Source organism: Microbulbifer maximicatervae (SeqCode) (assembly GCF_052467385.1).
Map to the genome: position 1 here is coordinate 4,728,381 of NZ_CP174311.1, position 18,330 is coordinate 4,746,710.

Sequence of the window (18,330 nt, forward strand, 5' to 3'; positions counted from 1 at the left end):
AATTAGGTAGCTCCGACGCCGATTGTTGCCAATGCGGTTGTAAGTTTTAGCTCGGATACAAGATGGTCAACGGTGTAATGACTCTTGAGATGAATCACACTTTGATAGCTACCCGCCTTGCCTGGTTCATCCGTTACTTGCACCCGAGACTCCCGTAGAGGGTATCGAGCCTGCATTTCCCAGGAAAGGTCATCCCTTCCCGTTGTGTATTCATCCAACCAATGCTGCAACTGCCGTTCGCAATCTGCAGCATTCATATAGGCACCCACCTTATCCCTTATCATTACCTTGATATAATGAGCAAATCGGGATGCGCAAAGTATTTGTTGTAACATAGAGCTAATACGCGCATTAGCCGTGGCTGCTTTAGATGTGTATTGCTTCGGCCTTTGAAGTGATGGAACACTATTAAAGGCGCTGTAAGGAGTATCGTAACAATGACTCAAGCATACATACCCTAAGTCACTTAAATCCCGCTCAGCAAAATCAGTTACCAAAATTGAAGTGGCCATTCGGATCATGCCAGGAGTACTATCTGGCCTATAAGGCACCATTGGAAGCTGGGTTACCAGCCCTCCGCCCAGATGGTCACGTGCAACCCCTCTAATATGTGAAAACCAGCCAACTTCACTAAACTCTCTTAACAGTACGGCACCCAATGCAAAGCAGGCATTCCCCCATAAATAATTCTGGTTATGGGATGCCCGTACCTGCTCCTGAAACCTCAAACCACGATAGGATGAAAATTCCTGATTATAAGGTTCTCTCATCAAAACTTGAGGAAGTGTCAAAGCGATAAATCGGCTGTCTTCCAGATCCCGAAGGCCATTCCACCGAATGTATTCTTTTTGACGGAACACTTCTGAAAAATTGATAGGCTTTGCTAGATCCGAAAAGTTGTCTACACCAAAAAGTTGCGGTGCTGATGCACAAACAAACGGGGCAAAGGCTGCGGCTGCAGTATGCGCGATGCCCTGCAAAGTAAATACATCATCATAAGGGTGGTCAGGCAGCGGCCGATGGGATACATAGTAATCTCCAAGTAACAAACCAAATGGCTCGCCGCCTGGAGTACCAAACTCTTCATTATATATAAGATGAAACAGCCCAGATTGGTCAAAATCCGGGGCCCGCTCTATATCCTTCGCGAGGTCTTTCCAGCTGGCATCCAAGAGTTTGATTTTAATATTTTCAGCGTGGGGTGTATCAAACACCAATAAGGATATCCCCCGCCAGCTCGCTTCAAGTCTCTGAAACTTCTGGTGATGAATTATACAATTCAGCTGGTCACAGATTAGTTCGTCCAACTCGGCGATAATTCGACTCAGATAATGGCGAACGGAATAATTATCCCTATTTGTACAGGGGGATAATTCTGTGAGCCAATATTCAAATGCAAAAAGATCATCCGGTTCCTGCAGAAATTTATGTAGCTCTCTCTGCTGCCCTCTCGCCAATTTCTCCGGTAGAACATCTGATTGATCTTCCGATATTTGGTCATGTGCTGCACGGGGCACCGGTATACTCCAACAAGAATTATTATTTGAATAAATAATGGTAAAACGCAGGCCTTGAACAAGGCCATGTGAAGAGAGAACCCGCCCCTAGAGGCGGGCCCGGAGCCTTATCCCGCAGATGGGATATTTGCCACCATACGCAAGGACGTCGTCAATTCTTCCATCTGTAACCAGGGTCTCAGATAGGCAATCGCACTGTAACATCCAGGCTGACCCGGAATCTCTTTTACTTCTACTCGCGCCTCAGAAAGCGGGTACTTCGCTTTCATTTCAGGGCTCGCGTCGGGGTTGGAGTTAGTGTACTGGGAGATCCACTTGTTCAACCAGCGCTCACAATCACCAGCTTCCATAAAGGAACCCACTTTATCGCGAGCCATTACCTTGAGGTAATGTGCAATACGAGAGGTCGCCATCAAATAAGGCAAGCGAGCAGAAATAGCTGCGTTAGCAGTGGCGTCAGGGTCATCGTATGCCTTCGCCTTTTGCGCACTTTGAGCACCAAAGAATACCGAGTAATCCGTATTCTTGTAGTGACACAGAGGCAAGAAGCCTTGAGCGCTTAACTCCGCTTCACGGCGATCGGTAATACCAATCTCTGTGGGGCATTTCTGATCGAGATCCCCATCGTCACTCTTGAACACGTGAGATGGCAATCCTTCTACTTTACCACCACCCTCAGCACCGCGAATTGCAGTACACCAGGAGTTCTCAGCGAATGCTTGAGTCATGGTGGTGCCCATAACATAAGAAGCATTCATCCAGCAGTATTGATCGTGCTCTGCTGGACGGGAAACGCCGTCTTCATCCACTTCAAACTCTTCAAAGTCAAAAGCTTCAATCGGCTTGGTGTTAGCACCATAAGGGGTACGGGCCAGGGTACGCGGCATTACCAAGGTGACAAAACGGGAGTCGTCACTGTCACGGAAACTGCGCCACTTGATGTACTCGGCGGATTCAAAAATACCACCCAGATCTCTCGGCTTGGAAAGTTCCGTGTAGTCATCAAAACCAAACATGCCGGCACCGGCAGCTGCAACAAACGGACAGAAGCCAGCCGCAGCAACATTAGACATCTTGCTCAGAAGCTCGATATCCTCAGGGTGGCTGGTGAACTCGAAATCCCCGATCATTACGCCGTATGGCTCACCACCCGCAGTACCAAACTCTTCTTCATAGATTTTTTTGAAGGTCTGGCTCTGGTCGAACTCAACTGCCTTATCCAGGTCGCGGAAGAGCTCGCGCTTGCTCAGATTGAGCATGCGGATTTTCATGGTAGCGCCAGTTTCCGAGTTCATGACCAGGTGATTCAGACCACGCCATGATCCTTCCAGCTTCTGGAATTTCTCGTCATGCAAAATCGCAGACAGCTGCTGGGACATGGCCTTATCAATCGCGCTAACAGCTTTCTTGATGGTCTGGGTCAGGTTGCGATCCCAGGTGACCGTCCCTTTCATTACTTGCTCTGTCAAATTCGCAAGCAAGTCTTGTGCTTCTTGAGGCTCAGTTTGTTTAGTTGCCGCAATCGCCTGATCTAGGAGACTCGCCGATTGCTCTTCAGCTTCACTTCCTGCAACATTTTCTACTTCAGTGCTCATTCTGAGTCCTCTCCTTTATCCTCATTCAAGCCCAACTGGTCAGAGATAGCGCTGACGTTTTCTGTGCTCTTGAGAATATCCTCAAGTACTTTTTCAAGCTCCTCAGAACGATCAGCTTTACTCAGCAGATCACGCAGCTTGCTACGGGCTTCAAGCAATTGCTTTAGTGGCTCAACCTGCTCAACAATCTGCTCCGGCGAGAAGGCGTCCATGTTGTTGAAGTCGAGATCAACAGCCATCTTGCTACCGTCACCAGTCAGGGTGTTTTCCACCTGCAAGTTCAACTTTGGGTTTACTTTACCCATTACGTCGTTGAAGTTATCGCGGTCAATTTGGATAAACTTACGATCTTTCAGTGCCTTGCGATTCTCGGCATTATCACCAGAGTAATCACCCATAACACCCGCCACAAAAGGAAGCTCCTTTTTGACTTCGGCTCCGTTAGTTTCAACATCGTAAGTGATATGTACACGCGGCTTACGCACGCGCTTAAGTTTGTTGTGGATGCTTTCAGACATCTAAGGTCTCCTTTCCGACTTTAGGGACTGCTGTTCTCAGTTAATTACCAACCAGTGCTGGCTTCTTCTTGCGGTTGCTCACCCCAACCTTCATCAGAGACTGGCGCGGATACACTTTCAGTAGGTGTATCTGCGGCAACCGCAGGAGCTGATGACGTGCCACTTGTAGTCACTGGTGGGGTTATATATTTTTGTGTATCCGTGCCATCGAGACGAACTCCCGTCAACTGGGAGTAAAGCGCCTTCGACTGATCATCAGGTAGCAATTCAGACATCAATTGTGAAACGGTCATTCGTCCCCAGCCTATCAGCCTCTCCAGGCCGGGCGCCAGCGGCGTATGCGGCTCATAGGTACGAAAATACTTTGCCGCCTGCTCAAGCAATTTTAAGGCATCTTCTCTGGACACTACCGGACCGGTAGGGACAGCTACAGCAGAGGCAGCCACAGAAGTAACCGCTGCTGCAGCTGCATTTCCAGCTTGAACTTCCCCAGCAGGCACTTCTGATGATTCAGGCGCCACATCTTCTTGAGTCTGCTCCATAGACTCCAAGTGCGTCTTATAAATAAAACGGCTTGTCCGCAACACCTCATCCAATAGAGATGAAATATTCGTGGATGGGGGGGCATCATGGCCGCAGCTTTGTCGCAGGCTATCATTTATGGTCTTAAAGTGCCCCAGCGCTGCCTCGATTGTCTGGACGAGGTTTTGAGCCCATTCACCACTCGCACTGTTTACACATTGATCAATCTGCTCAAGGTTGTAACCCAGTGTTTCTATTCGAGCAGCCTTGGCATCGTCATCTGCAATTCTGTCAGCATCCCGAGCCTGTTGGAATTGGAAGAATGAATAGTCCCCATAATCCCCTTCGGGAGTAATACCGGCACTGCGAATAGGCATTAGCAAGGTGCCATCACCACCATCACCATTCAAACCTGTCAGGGGTGCTACTTTTGTCTCAAGGCCGTCTTCGTCTGGTAAGGGATACAGACCTTCCCAATATTGCTCTACTAACGAGTCGATCACCTGCAGGCCATCTCTCAAGCCAATAAAGCCATGTAAGCGAATCAAGGCCTCGGTATACCAGCTGGCAACCTCCAAGTCCTTACTCTTTTTCCCTAGGATATTTTCTGCAGCTTTTGCTACATCCCTCCAAGGTGCAAGTAGGTCTGTGTCTGCATCATCGAACATTGCGGAGCGTTCAGCAGCTCTTGCACTGTTGCGAGCATCTTTGATCGAGTAATAATCAGAAGTTGGCGAACGATCTTCTCGGATATCTTCCCCTACGGGATTATCCTCTGAGATTGGAGCAACTAATTCATCGATATTTATCGTGTTTGGGAATGCCATCAAAAAAGGCCCTTATACCGAATCAAATCCTTTAATCAGAATTCTGAGAAGAGTACACGTTGTAGATATCTAATCAAGGCAAATAATGCGCTTGGTACCTATTACTTTAAAAAACATGTTCAGTTGACAATTTTACGCTATTTATTTTTGTTAGATTTTGGCTTCTTATTCCAAGCCATTACATAGGAACTGCTGTTGAATCGCAACTCCCCATACTAGTCACAAGTTTAAATGTGGCAAAAATATGCAAAAACTCAGACCTACTCTTTTCAAAGTTCTCAAGAGATGACCACAAAAACACAGAATAGAAACTATCCGGGCTCTGAAAGAAAGTGACCAAATAGCGAACTGGTGTTTTTACAACCTCAGCAGACATCTCATAAATATGGCCATTTTGACTGTTGCTTATCAGTGGTTCAGGCCCGGATATAATAACGCCATTTTCCACTCTAGTCAGACACTGCTGTATTTGTGCTTTACCGAAATGCTCAATCGACAAATCGTGGGGAAGCAGAGATCGATCTTGCTTTAGTACAATCAAATAGCGACTTAACTCTGAACTTCCGGCCTGAATCACAGCTTCCCTATTCAGATTGTCAAACCCTTGCCAACCGGCTGGAATACCAATAGAAACTGTGCCATCAGTACTTTCCAAAAATTCTAGAGCGGGAGGTAACGGAGGGTCACCACAATTACTAGACTTTTCAGTACAGTGTATTAATTGATCACCCAAGCAGAGCTGAGTATGCCATCCCGCTTCCCAGAACTTTTTCATTAGCTGGCAGGCTTCCCTTCTATCTTCCGTAGCCTTGATTTGAGATTTTGCCCCAGTCAGCAGTCCTTTTATTTGACTAAAGCCCAAACCAAATTCACGCCCCAATGCAGCAATTGCATAGCGCCGCTCTACAGAACCTCTTATCTCCCCAGTAAAAATTATTCTGTAAGACATATCAGTAACCTTAGCTTCCTGCTCTGATACTCACTTTACAACCAGAACCTCTAATACAATTATCTAAATTCAATCAAACTTTATAGGTTTTCTTAAATTAACGTTCTGATCAACAAATCCATAGGTAAAAAGCAAAAATCCACTCTTAATATCAGTGAAGAATTTTCGCATGAAATTTTTTATGCAGCGCACTTAAAGCTGTCGACTTCTGCAAGGAGAAAAGATGTGCATAAATAAAAGGTAAACAACCTGATTCACGCAATTCCAGGAAAGCTGCAGAATCAAGCTCTCCCAATCTCTTCTCTGAAATACAATAAACACCTGTTAATTTATGCTTAACATCACCTGGCAAGTCTATATTTATTTCTTTTTCTACCAGCAAATTATTCCGCTGCAAAATACCGACAAACTTCCAAACCTGCGTCTTTTTAAGATGGATATCCTCTAAGCGGCGCTGCGCTTCCAATAAGTGACCACTTGGATTCCCATTCTCTTCAAACAACCTAACACCTAAAGAACTATTTCCGTCTTCAGATAATAGAGACGATTCAACGCAAACAAATGCATTGGAAGAGTCACCTTCTTTATATTTTAAATAGAAGGGATAAGAGCGAATAGATGCGGGAATATAATCACCCTGCCATTGTCCCTCTTGCCAAAAAAGGTTTTCTCCAGGTGTTACGCCAAGTAATGCACAGCTCTCAAGCTTTCCCGTCTCTTTTGATCGAGCAAATATAATAGGACAGGCACGCGCCACCGGTATGAATTCAGGCAATAAGATTGGGCAAATATGCGAATTCTTACTGTGGGAAAGATCACTTTTGATTAATTTGCAATTGCGATGCTTCTTCTTATCCAAGATAACCAGCTGTCTCACGCTGTGCCCTCAATCCTAACTTATATTCTTCTGTAACTGCACACCAAGCATTGAGCTATAGAGCTCAGGGCTTGGCAATGATGGGCACAGCAAGGTTGTCGGGGCCAAGTGTTGAGACCCCTCACTCCACCACAGACTATATGCGGAGTAGCTACTTTTGCTCATCTGCCCTAATAGACCTGCAAAACCTCTTTCCAGAGTATTCGATTGGCCTGTGGAGACGACAAAGTCTCCCTGTGCTGGAGGCAGAGAGATAATGCCCGCCCTGTCAGGGGGGGCACTAAATGCCTCACATAACTGGTCTGCATGTAGCATATTTTGCAGCGATGTAATTGCTAATTCAGACAAGCTCTGGAACCAGCTCTTAGCATCAGACATAAAAGCAAATGCATCCACTACCGGGGATAGCGGAGCAGCAAATGTCAACGGAAAATAGCGCCCAACACTATCCACACTAGGTACTAAAATTCCGGCCCACGCACTGGCATCAATGATGCCTTTGCTGTGGACAAACCTCCAAACAGGACTGGTCAAGTAGTAGTCCAACCACTCTTGACCAACGAGTTCACGAGATCCAAATACCGCTCGTTGTAACCAGCCATCCCATACAGTGACAAAACTACCTGGCAGCTGCCGCTGAACAAAGTCCCCGTGACCCGGCAACTTACCAAAAATACCAACTGTATTTTGCAAATCATCTACTCCGTCTACAGGGTCTCAGGGCATCGATATCCGCGCAGTAAACTGCGGTCGAACGGATTGTTTACATTAGATGCAATCAATTTAAATTGAGCCTTTCGCCCTTCCTCAGAGAAAGTAACAAAGTGTTCTGCGTTACTTCGCCCGGCTTCCAAATCTGAGCTCGCTAACAGCCTGTACCATGCCCAGTCCCCTTCAAAATGCTTGCGATGAACAGTCTCATTCAGATCTTCAAAGATAATGCGGACGCGATTACTTTCACCACCACGCCAAGTCAGCTTTTTAGTGGTTTTAGGGCCATGGGAGTAAGGAACTCGTTGCTCTCCAAGTTCAAGTTCAAACAAACGAACACTGGAATCCAGTTTCGTGGGCTCAATACGGAAAGAGTAAGAAGCTCCTTCGCCGGCACTGAAGAAAGTTTTTCGAATACGTTCAGCTCGACGCAACTGGGAAAGGGCTTCCCTTGAAAGGCTAATACCCTGCCCTTCAACGTATTTGATTTTCCAGTTTCTGGTATCCACAAATGGCTTCAGATACTGATTGACAAATTTCTCCTCAATACCACCTGGCTTGAAGTACTGGTTAAACTCCATCACCGGCACTTCCTGGTCACGGTCGCTGCGCAGTGGGTACCGGTTTGCCAGGCTATTGCTATAGCTTTGATACACCTCTTCACGCCAGACACGGTTGATATGCGCCTTAGTCTTGGCCATTACCAGCCCCCAAGCGCTATCAGCAATATCTGTCAGCCACTGGTCAAAAGGTGCTGGCGCATTGGCAGCCTTAACCCTTAACTGTTTAATCGCATCGCTACCGCCGGCAAAACGCGCTTTGGCACGTCCAAAGGCCGCTTGATTCGAATCGGGAGCGCTGTCGATCTCAGTGAGGTATTCCTGAATTTTATTAATAGTATCCAGGTATTCTTGGATACGCGCTGGCCGCCCCTTCTCACTCTGAGTGATTCGCTGGACCTCCTCAAACCTAACATCAACAATGTTTGGCTTGTAATGATCCTGCAAGGCACTGGTTGCACTACCCAGTGCGGCTTGTCCCAACTTTCGAGTAGTACTGGATACAGGTAGCGGTACCCCAGAAGCATCGACTGGAACCTCAGGTCGAAGGGTCAGACGAGTGTTATCTGAAGTGATCTCGGTAATCGCAAGCAGGGGTGAGTAAATAGGATCAGACAACTTTGACAACACATCCAAAGCCTGTGAAGTGCTACCAAACCTCTGTATTTTGAACCCGCCAAGGAAGCCCTGCCAACGCTGTAAGTACTCCCCAAGATAGATTCGTTTTACTTCCTCACCAAGCTTTTCACGGTCGGCTTCGGTAAAGTCCTCACCGCTCAGATCTCCTCCATAAATCCAGCGCTCTTCAGCCATATTTGTCATCAGCTGAGAGTCCGCTCCAAAGTCCAGTTCTTTATAACCCGCCTTTGTATAGAGGAAGGGAATCGTGAAGTTTGGATTATTGGCTCCCATGCCAAAAATTTGCTGAGTGTCTCCACCAATTTCTTGATAGAGATCTACAGGGGTCAATCCGAAGTCACTATTTTGTAGTTGAGCAAATAACCGCTGAGGCACAGGGATACGACGCAGTTGTTGTCGCGCGCGAGCTACCACCCTCTCATTCTCTTCAATTGAATTGGGTAGAGGCTGAATAAATAGTTGATCCAGGTGGTAGCGCAGTTCTTCCTGCCTCCCAGCTTCACCGGGTAGCTGACGCTCCCAGCGAGCAGTGTAGTAAGCCTCTATGGTTTTCAAATCCATTTTATCTGGATTAAAAAACATCAAATAGGTTTTGAGAGTACTTACCAAAGCGGGATCATTACTTCCGAGACGACTTAAGTCACTCTCTATATCACGAAGTAAAGCGGGAAGATAAATAGTTTCTAATTTATGGCGATAGAGATCATTTGCCGCGGTATCAATTCTGGTGTCATAAAGTCCCAAATTGCCAATCCACGGATGTTCCTCACGATCGTAGACCGCACTAGCCCGCTTTAAAGGCTCTAACAAATTTAAGGCACTGATGGGCGTAATATTTTTACCTTTCAGCTCACTCTCTGCACCTTGGTACGCACTGAGGTTATCGCTAACCTCTCCCATGGATAATTTATTCTGTGCGAGACTGCCACTCCATAAGAAAATAGCTCCGACAAAGCCTCCCGCCAAAGTAGCAAAAACTCCCCGGCGTAACCAAAGGTTAGCTGACTCAATCCGGCGATTAACGCCCACTAATTCAGCCTCGGGGAAAACGACATCCTTCAATAGTCGATGCAAGAAAAAGCTCTTACCAACACCCTGGAATTTTGGCCCGACGCTACGCTCTAGTCCAAAATCAGCAGTTACGGAGGACATCATACGGTCAACAGGACTGCCCTCCTGAGTGCCACTAGTAAAGTAGACCCCTCTGACCATAGGGACGGTTTCGTAACGATTTGGACCGAAAGTCTGCTTTACAAAATCTGTCAAAATATCTGTAAGGCTTTCCATTCGGGCAGGAAAACCTTGCAACAACGCCCGCTTCTCTACATTCCTCTCCTGATGAACACGCCACAATACGCGTTGGTTCAAACGCTCTATCAGCTGCTCAAATTCTGCTTTGAAATTATCGAGGGGGGCCCCTACAGTGGCGTTAGCTTCACGGGGAAAACTCATTCCCCAAACTTGCTCACGCTCAGCTTGAGAGAGGTTGTCGAAAAACTCTGTAAACCCTGCAACTAAGTCACATTTTGTGAAAGTGAGATAAATCGGGAAGCGAATACCCAACTCTTGTTGCAGTTCATTTACACGCTGGCGGATAATTTTTGCCTGGTGTTGGCGCTGCTCTTCAGTTTGCACCATTAAATCTTGCAAGCTAATTGCAACCAGAGCACCATTGATCGGGCGGCGGCGGCGGTATCTTTTCAATAAGCTCAGAAAAGCTTTCCAAGCGCTATTATCGTAAACCCGGTGACTGTCCTGAGTCGTATAACGCCCTGCGGTATCAATTAAAACTGCATCATTGGTAAACCACCAATCACAGTTACGGGTGCCCCCTACCCCACCCAGGGCTTCCTTCCCATGACTCTGCGCCAGAGGAAATTCCAACCCGGAGTTCACCAGGGCTGTTGTTTTACCACAACCGGGAGGCCCAATAATGATGTACCAGGGAAGCTGATAAAGGGAAACTTGTCCCTTGTCAGATTTAAACCGAGCACTACGTAATACACCCATCGCTTCACGGAAGCGACCAGAAAGAGCATTCAACTCTTCCAGCGAGCGTTCTTCGTCTGGATCTGTAGAATCGGCTTCTTGTGATTCCTCAATGCCTTTTATTAAAGCCTGGTTTTGGCGTCTCTCTACCAACCATTGGCTGATATTCCACACAAGCCAAATAGCAAAAATAAAAACAATAATAGTTAGTCGGACAGAGTGAGAAAGCGTGGCATTATCACTACCAAACTTAATGTAATCAGCCGCAAACCAAATGAGGAGGGAAAGAGCTGAGAGCCCTATGAGCCCCAACACCCACTTATTGGTAAAAAAGTTACGCAAGCGTTTCATGAATTGCTCCGTCTTCCAGGGTATCGACCATACCCAGGATCAATATCAGCCCGAGTGTTACCCTTCTCCTTGCGGAGACTCATCATCACTTTTGGACAAATCTAAAATCTGGTCTGCGACCGGTGTCGTCGTTTCATAGAGCCACCAGCGATAACCACTATAAGTTGCAAGTAACAATCCCAGGACAACACTCATAATCACCCAGAGGGGTATATAGTGAATCAGCCGGGATTTTCGCTCTACGCATCCTTGCCAACGCGGCGAAAGATCTCGGTCCATTGGCTGCTTATGCTGTTCAATTGTTCTGTAGAGCTCATCACGAATCTGTTCTATTTGTTCGTGTCCACGCTGTACGAGCCGATATTTACCCTGAAAGCCCAAGCTCAAACACAGATAAAAAAGCTCAAGGAGTTCCAAATGACTTGCGGGAGTTTCCAGCATGCGCTGCAAAATGACAAAACACTTCTCCCCTCCAAAAGTCTCTTTGTGAAATAGGCTAAGTAGAGAGTGCTGGCTCCAACCGCTAGCTGTACCCCAAGGCGTGGTCAAAACAACCTCGTCCACGACAGTACATAGCAAGTAACGGGCTGTTAGCACTGATTCAGGTGTTAAAGCCAGCTGCTTTGCCTCACGCTCGAAGCTTTGGATTTCCGTAGTAAGTCGCTTGTGCAGATCTGGTACGTTGGCGTGGTTCATCGTTGTGCGCAATTTGATAATTACGCCTAACAATTTTGAAGCCGCAGACACCAATGGATTAAGACTGTTGCGGACCTGAGCCTCGACCGGGGCATCTTGGCTGGCAAAGAATTGTGGCTGAGCCTGAGCTGCTGCCGGTGCCGCTGCGGCACCGGGTGTCGGTATCAAAACCGTTCTATCCCCAGCATTAGGGGCCCGTGGAGGAGTAAAGCTGTCATTACTCATATTAATTATTCCTTATGGCCCAGAGTTCCATAGTTAATCCAGGGAACTCTGCGCCCAGATGCACTGCAAAACCACCCGAGCGAGTCATGGCCTGCCATAACTCTCCACTGCGCTCCACCTCAAAGTAAGTGAACCCTGCGTGATAGGGAATTTGTCGAGGAGCCACGGGAAGAGGGCGCAGAGTCAAGCCGGGTAACTGCGCTGAGATAAGTTCTCTAATCGCCTCGACAGGGGCAACTTTTGCCTGCGTGGGGAAGCGGCTGCGCAATAGATCGCCAGGCATATCCGCTTTTGCGGCCATAATAAAACTGGCTGATTTTAATAATGAAGGATCAGTAACCGGCGCAACATATATCCCAAATTTGCGCTGCACCAATTCCATAGCAATTGCAGTTTGCTCCAGTACTGTGGAGAGCGACTGCCTAAGTGCTGAAAACAGCCCGGCAAAGCTTACTTGCAGATCTTCATGTGCATACACTGGAATTTCTGGAGGGCGCTTAGACGGAGCAGTAAACGTCGAAAGTTCGCCTGCCAACTGCAATAATTCAAGAAATAAGTTGTGCGGATGTAATCGGGGCTGAGCCGTTATCTGCTTTAATAAGGGTTCAAAGCGGTTAATAACCTGCAGCAACAAATAATCAGCAATTTCTGCAGATCCGCTTCTTCCACTGTCGCTCAAACGATGACCCAGAGCCGAGCCTCGATGGTCGAGCAATCCTTTTACTTCTTCAATATATGCATTGATAACCGCAGAAGTCTCCGCATTTAACAGCGGTGGGATATAGTCAGAATCAAGCTCTACCGGCTTTTCTGGTTGGCGCTCTTTAATTCGGGCAACCCCAACCGCAGCATAGCCACTCAGATCATCACTACCTAATTTGAGACAAGCTCTTAACTTTCCGACTTGGATACGCGCGGACTCACCAGAAGACGCCGCACTATTACGGGCATCAAAGTTCGAAGCCTGATAACGTGCCTGCGGGAAGTCCTCTTGATCTCGAATCGACTCCTGACTACCTGGGCGCTTCATCGGCACACATAAGTAGACTATTTCATCACGAGTATTAACCGGAACATCCAGAACATCCGGCAAATGCTCATTTTCAGGGGCAAGTATCGGGGTACCATCGGGAAAAACAGCTTTCACTCTCGATAGAGAAATTTTTCCCATCGATAATGGCTCACTATCGATCGCCAGCTCTACAATCCCCCAGGTATAAGGCCCGAGCGGAGCTGTGCGCGCTTCGACAAGCTGTTCGAGATAGCGATCCTGCTGTTGAAAATGCTGAGGGCGTAAAAACATGCCCTCGCTCCAGATCACTTTATTGTTTGCCGACATAAATGTTCCTTAAAAAGCTCTCGTAATATTTCCAGGGCAGCAATTTTTATTGCCCGGGCAATAATTTCTGCCCTATTGAGACCGCTGCATATCAGGGAGCGTTTTTTTCATTCTTTCATAATCTTCTTTGGAGATTGTTACTGTTTCCCCACTATCATCTTCACTGCCACGAGTAGTCAATTTTGCTCGACGACGCTTGGCAATATCATCTGGCGAACCAATTCGTACATCAGCCAGCGATACTTCATATTCATTTTTTTTGTGGTCTGTAATTGGCAGCACCATTAGTGCCTCTGCATCCTGATACTGCACAAACTCAGCTAGAAGCCCGATATATTTTACGTCCGGCGTTAAAGCCAGTTCTTCTATACGCTGTTCCCCTGGAGCAAACTCTTTAAGGATTACAGTATCAATCAAATCCTTGCCGAGGCGGGATTGAGCATTCTCGTAAAGGTTAAGAAAATCTTCACGGGCAAACTGGCGCTCGTCCGCGAGCATAAACACTCGTATAACAACGGGAGAAGCTCGGCCATCATCATCTGGGTTCACGTCATTCTGTGTCTCTACAACCAACTCGAGACTAGTATCCAGATTTAGAGTCCGCCTCGTTGTTTGGCAACCAACAACTGCAACTGCCAAAACAGCGATTAAACTGACCTGAAATAATTTTTTTATCGACACAAGCAATTCCCTCTTTTCCGTCAACTTATTAATTTTTAATGCTTCGCGCATTTTTTAACTCTGATAATTGATTTTCATAAGTAACTGCAAATTCATCACCAAACAACTTGCGATAGCAATTATCCGGATCACCAACTAGCTCCCTGTAAATTGCAGTAAATCCTTCCCACTTTTTTGCATTTTTGTTTCCAAAAACGCCGGAAGTATTCCCCAGTCTGCGCTCAATATTTTCCGGGCTAAAGAATTTGAGCATGGCGTTGTAACCTGCTCTCATTCCAGCCAAAACCGCAACTTGATGATCCGACAAATCATCAAAACTATCCTTCACTGCCTCAGCGGGGTTCATAAAAGCACCGGTACCCGCAAACATGGCTTCCAATGCATCCCGTTCCGTAGCACTAAATTTCAGCGGATTATTAGCTTCCGTTTGAATCATGGTTCGCTGCACACGCAGCTCATTCTTAATGCTGTTTCTTGCGCGCAAAAGGTCAATAAGACGAGCTACTGTTTCCCGGACAATTTCAGCTGCTTGCTGGTCCGCCTGTTGCAACTGGACCGGGTTCATATTCAGGCCGAGAGTAGATGCAAAAACGCTCCCCCCTGAAGAACCTGTGGGCTGAGTTACTGGGGATTGCTGTAAATGCGAAAACTGCTGAGCTTGGGCAGCCAAATCCGGCTGTGGATTTGGTTTTGGCTGTAGTTGCGGTTGCGGTTGCGGTTGCGGTTGCGGTTGCGGTTGCGGTTGCGGTTGCGGTTGCGGTTGCGGTTGCGGTTGCGGTTGCGGTTGCGAGGACGATTGCCCGGAACCAAACCCTGGAGCGCCATCAACTTGTTGCCCCTGCATAGCAGCGAAAGAGTCTGCAAAGGGGTTATCTTGAGCAGGCGGAGAAATTGGCTGCTGATTAAACCCTTGGGGCTGCCCTAAGGGCTGAGATTGCATTGCCTGTGGCTGTGGCTGTGGCTGCATAGCCTGAGGTTGTGGTATCGGAGTTGCGACAGGTTGCTGTGAAATCCCCTGGAAACCACCCATAGGAACTTGCGGCTGCGGAGATACCACTTGAGATTCAGGCACCGCAACCGTCTCAACGACAGGTTCCGGTACCGGCTGGGGATTTATTTGCATTGAGTGCTGGTCAGCTGGCACATGATCATCGTCACTACCATCTTTCCACCACTCATCATCAGACCATTGATTACTGGATTGCTGCTGACCCGTAGACCCCACTAAGCCACCGACGGGTGACATCTCAGGAACACCACCAACAAGACCAGACGGGTCAGATTGGCCAAAGGCAGCAAGTGGGTCCAGAGGGCCCGATTCCGAGGTGAGAAGACTATCGCTAGTTGGGGTATTAGCCTGATTACCCAGCCCAATCGAGCCCCACTCCCCAGTTTGAGCCACATCTGACTGCGGGCTGGAACCCGGCTCAAGCCAACTATCCAATTCTTTCGCTTCTGCCTGGCTTTGCATTTTTGCCATGGCATCCGCGCTGAATGTTGTTCGATCCGAGGTATCGAGAAAATCTGCACTTCCCAGACCTTTGGGAAGATCTCCCTCTTCCTTAGGCTGTCGCAGTGAAACTTTCAATTTATATTCCCCGAGAACGATCATGTCGCCCTCTTTTAATTGGACTTGATTTCCCTTTCCTAACGGATTTTCTGAATCATTGTAATAGGTTCCATTAGTACTAGTATCTATCAGAAAAAACTGATTATCGGTAAAGGAAATCTGTGCGTGTTTTGAGGAAACCACTCGATCTGGATCGGGTAAAACCCAATAATTATCGGCAGAGCGACCCAAACTGCCACCAGCTTTCGTGAACAGTTTTGTATGTTTAAGCATATTGGCGCCAGAAGGGTCGGCCAATACTGATAGAATTAGATCCATTTATTCCTGACTCACAATAGTGGTTTATTCATAGTCTTCAGGTAGATTTTTGCCTGCGTATACCTGTAAAGATCCAATCCCTACACTTACACCCAAGGGCCTTTGAGGGTACCGCCACCCAGAGAGCTAAAGCTCGGAAGAATGACTTGATCCCGCCCTTGCACCGAACGCATAGTACTAATACCAGCCTGCATAAATTTTGCAGCTGCCCTATCTGTCAGGAGCGCTTCTGCACAAGGCGTCAATAATTCGCCATTAGGTAACTTGCGTAAATGAAGGGGTAAGTCTTCATAGCTTGCAGACGAAGGGGGCTGTAATTTGCCAGTTTGAGAAAAGCCTTGGCAAACCGCTAACCCCAATAAATAAACACTATTCCCCCAAAGATAATATTCATGACCCTGCTCTGGGGTTAATTCTTCAAAATTAAAATACTCTGTTGTAGAAGTATTTTTCCCAAAGGGGAGTCTCAGCATAAATCTGGGAGCTGCCAACGCAACATGCTCACTAGCAGAGTATTCACGGACCGCCTGCCAACTTTCCGCAAACTGATCGCTCAACGGATAGTACCAATCATCAGGATCTACTGAACCTGACAAGTTTGGACAGCCTGCTAATTTTGGATCCCCACCCAATAAAAGTGCACTTCCCGCAGCCTCTGCAATCGTGGATAAATCTATCAGCAGGTGAAGATCTCGCTCCTCATCAGTAACAAAGTAATCCCCTATGACCAGGTTATAGGGGATATTCCCAGAAGCTGTTTCACGCTCAACCAGTAACTTAAATGTCTGCGACTTTTCCAAGTCGCTTTCGGCTTCAGCAAAATCAGCTAGAAGCTCTTCCTTACTAACGTCTATTAAGTAAAAATCCAGGTTCCTGTGCTCTTCGACACGTCTCAGCAAAAGTTGCAGACTCAGCCAACTAGCCTCTAACTGACGAAAATCACTGTGATGCATCAGTTTACGCATCGCATCAGACGTAGCTTCAGCCAGGGCATTTAGATATTCACCCTGGCGAGGGTCCTCACTTTTCTGCACGTAAGGAGCGACAATATCTTTGATTAGCTGGTCAACCTGGAAAGTATTTTGACCTTCCTTTGCATTACGCTCTCGACCTGCAGCCAGGATTTCATCCAATATCGACTGCTCGCTATCGCGCTGACCCAAGCCCTGCTGAGTGGCTAACTCTGGTTTCCACTGTTGAATTTCCTCAGCAGCCTGCTGGAACTGACGTGGATCGAGCAGCCTGCGCTCCAGCTCAATAAACTTCTTAAACAGTGGCAAACGGCTATAAAGGTAATCTGGGTGTAAATCATCAAAGCATGGTAATCCCAGAGGGCGATCCAGTACGGGCAACTGCAAACTCACACCTAGATCAGCAAAAACGCCCTCAAAAGTATCGCGGTTCAACAGGTATACCCTTCGACTGGAAATCGTTTCGGGTTCACACTGGCGGCGACTCGCTCTCCCGCTGAAATCACCCAGGATCGCAACTTTCAATCTATCAGTGCCAAAATCCATAACTGGTTTTTCCTTATTGTTATCGCCAAGGATCTGAAATCCCGTTGAAATGCTGGGCCTACTCACAATTTGTCACCTGCTGACAGGGCTTAATTACCCTACTTCTTATGGCCTTTTAATGCCCTCAACCCGACATTAGGTTTTAGCTAGGCAGTTTCTTTTGGTTCTTTTTCGACTTTATTTGCTTTTTTAGGACGACCACGCTTAAGCGGTCGTACTCTTTGGTTAACAATCTGCTCAATTTTCTCTTTAAACGCATCCCCGCCGAGCACATGACCTAACTTAATCGTTTCAGCGATATAGTCGAGCAACTTTCGATCAAAGCTATACTGAAATAACTTCCTGTAAGATTGCGCTCTCTCCACCACTGTATCCCCAAGAGATAGATACAAGCGGTGATCCTTGATCAAATTATCTTTCTTAATGTTTGCGTGATGGTTAAAACTTGACCACTCGTAATCCTCAAGGGAGTCTGACAATCCCAAATACAGTGGGCGCAACTCTACGTATCTGTAACAGGTCAACAAATACGCATCAGAATCAATCAAGCTGGACTTATAGCGTCCTCGCCATAGTGTTCCGGAGCGCTTGTAACGGTGATTGACAAACTGCACATAGCGACGCCCAAGGGATTGCATCATAGATGATATCCCATCCGGTATCGTGGGCGTAGCTATGATCTGGATCATATTGGGCAATAAAACATATGCGTGAACATCAACGCCATATTGGTCTGACGCGTTACGCAAACTAATCAAATAATATTGATAATCCTCCTCATCAAAGAAGCAGGGCAGATTGTTGTGGCCTACCTGCACAATATGCTGGGGAACATTTATCAAATTGAGCCTGGGCAAACGGGGCATTTTGCCTATGGGTCCTTTTTTAGCTGGCTTAAAGCCTTTTCTGTAGAGAGGTAAGGCTCTTAT

At 47.0% G+C, this 18,330-nt stretch carries 14 protein-coding genes; all 14 read right to left on the reverse strand.

Features of this window, described 5'->3' with window-relative positions; all coding sequences use genetic code 11:
- Nucleotides 1-2: 2 nt before the first annotated feature.
- Nucleotides 3-1,517, reverse strand: a complete 1,515-nt coding sequence (tssC, locus tag ACJJIR_RS20205) for a type VI secretion system contractile sheath large subunit (protein ID WP_444906606.1) — start codon at nucleotides 1,515-1,517, stop codon at nucleotides 3-5.
- 107 nt (nucleotides 1,518-1,624) lie between these two features.
- A complete protein-coding gene (tssC, locus tag ACJJIR_RS20210; RefSeq protein WP_413664116.1) occupies nucleotides 1,625-3,112 on the reverse strand; it encodes a type VI secretion system contractile sheath large subunit in 1,488 nt (495 codons plus the stop codon).
- Nucleotides 3,109-3,630 (reverse strand): type VI secretion system contractile sheath small subunit, encoded by a 522-nt coding sequence (gene tssB / locus ACJJIR_RS20215; RefSeq protein ID WP_413664115.1) that lies wholly within the window; start codon nucleotides 3,628-3,630, stop codon nucleotides 3,109-3,111. Before tssB ends, tssC (ACJJIR_RS20210) begins: the two co-directional genes overlap by 4 nt.
- 44 nt (nucleotides 3,631-3,674) lie before the next feature.
- On the reverse strand, nucleotides 3,675-4,979 hold the full coding sequence (gene tssA / locus ACJJIR_RS20220) for a type VI secretion system protein TssA (protein ID WP_444906607.1): 1,305 nt from the start codon (nucleotides 4,977-4,979) through the stop codon (nucleotides 3,675-3,677).
- A gap of 178 nt (nucleotides 4,980-5,157) precedes the next feature.
- Nucleotides 5,158-5,859, reverse strand: coding sequence for a hypothetical protein (locus ACJJIR_RS20225; RefSeq protein WP_444906608.1), 702 nt, complete (start codon nucleotides 5,857-5,859; stop codon nucleotides 5,158-5,160).
- A gap of 220 nt (nucleotides 5,860-6,079) precedes the next feature.
- The gene (locus tag ACJJIR_RS20230) at nucleotides 6,080-6,787 is read right to left on the reverse strand and encodes a SapC family protein (RefSeq protein WP_444906609.1); all 708 of its coding nucleotides are present in this window, start codon (nucleotides 6,785-6,787) and stop codon (nucleotides 6,080-6,082) included.
- 33 nt (nucleotides 6,788-6,820) lie between these two features.
- Nucleotides 6,821-7,498, reverse strand: coding sequence for a type VI secretion system-associated protein TagF (gene tagF, locus ACJJIR_RS20235; protein ID WP_444906610.1), 678 nt, complete (start codon nucleotides 7,496-7,498; stop codon nucleotides 6,821-6,823).
- Nucleotides 7,499-7,512: 14 nt separating this feature from the next.
- Nucleotides 7,513-11,055: a type VI secretion system membrane subunit TssM gene (tssM, locus tag ACJJIR_RS20240; RefSeq protein ID WP_413664110.1), complete on the reverse strand. Its 3,543-nt coding sequence runs from the start codon at nucleotides 11,053-11,055 to the stop codon at nucleotides 7,513-7,515.
- 57 nt (nucleotides 11,056-11,112) lie between these two features.
- Nucleotides 11,113-11,976 (reverse strand): type IVB secretion system protein IcmH/DotU, encoded by an 864-nt coding sequence (icmH, locus tag ACJJIR_RS20245; RefSeq protein ID WP_413664109.1) that lies wholly within the window; start codon nucleotides 11,974-11,976, stop codon nucleotides 11,113-11,115.
- Between the two features lies 1 nt (nucleotide 11,977).
- A complete protein-coding gene (gene tssK / locus ACJJIR_RS20250; protein ID WP_444906611.1) occupies nucleotides 11,978-13,315 on the reverse strand; it encodes a type VI secretion system baseplate subunit TssK in 1,338 nt (445 codons plus the stop codon).
- Between the two features lie 72 nt (nucleotides 13,316-13,387).
- A complete protein-coding gene (gene tssJ / locus ACJJIR_RS20255; protein ID WP_413664107.1) occupies nucleotides 13,388-14,047 on the reverse strand; it encodes a type VI secretion system lipoprotein TssJ in 660 nt (219 codons plus the stop codon).
- Nucleotides 14,025-15,884, reverse strand: a complete 1,860-nt coding sequence (gene tagH / locus ACJJIR_RS20260) for a type VI secretion system-associated FHA domain protein TagH (protein ID WP_444906612.1) — start codon at nucleotides 15,882-15,884, stop codon at nucleotides 14,025-14,027. The genes tssJ and tagH overlap by 23 nt, the downstream gene beginning before the upstream one ends.
- An 86-nt stretch (nucleotides 15,885-15,970) precedes the next feature.
- The gene (locus tag ACJJIR_RS20265) at nucleotides 15,971-17,467 is read right to left on the reverse strand and encodes a type VI secretion system contractile sheath domain-containing protein (RefSeq protein WP_444906613.1); all 1,497 of its coding nucleotides are present in this window, start codon (nucleotides 17,465-17,467) and stop codon (nucleotides 15,971-15,973) included.
- An 80-nt stretch (nucleotides 17,468-17,547) separates the two neighbouring features.
- Nucleotides 17,548-18,267 carry a transposase gene (locus ACJJIR_RS20270; protein ID WP_413664104.1) on the reverse strand — a complete coding sequence of 240 codons (720 nt, stop codon included), beginning with the start codon at nucleotides 18,265-18,267 and terminating at the stop codon, nucleotides 17,548-17,550.
- Between the last annotated feature and the right edge of the window lie 63 nt (nucleotides 18,268-18,330).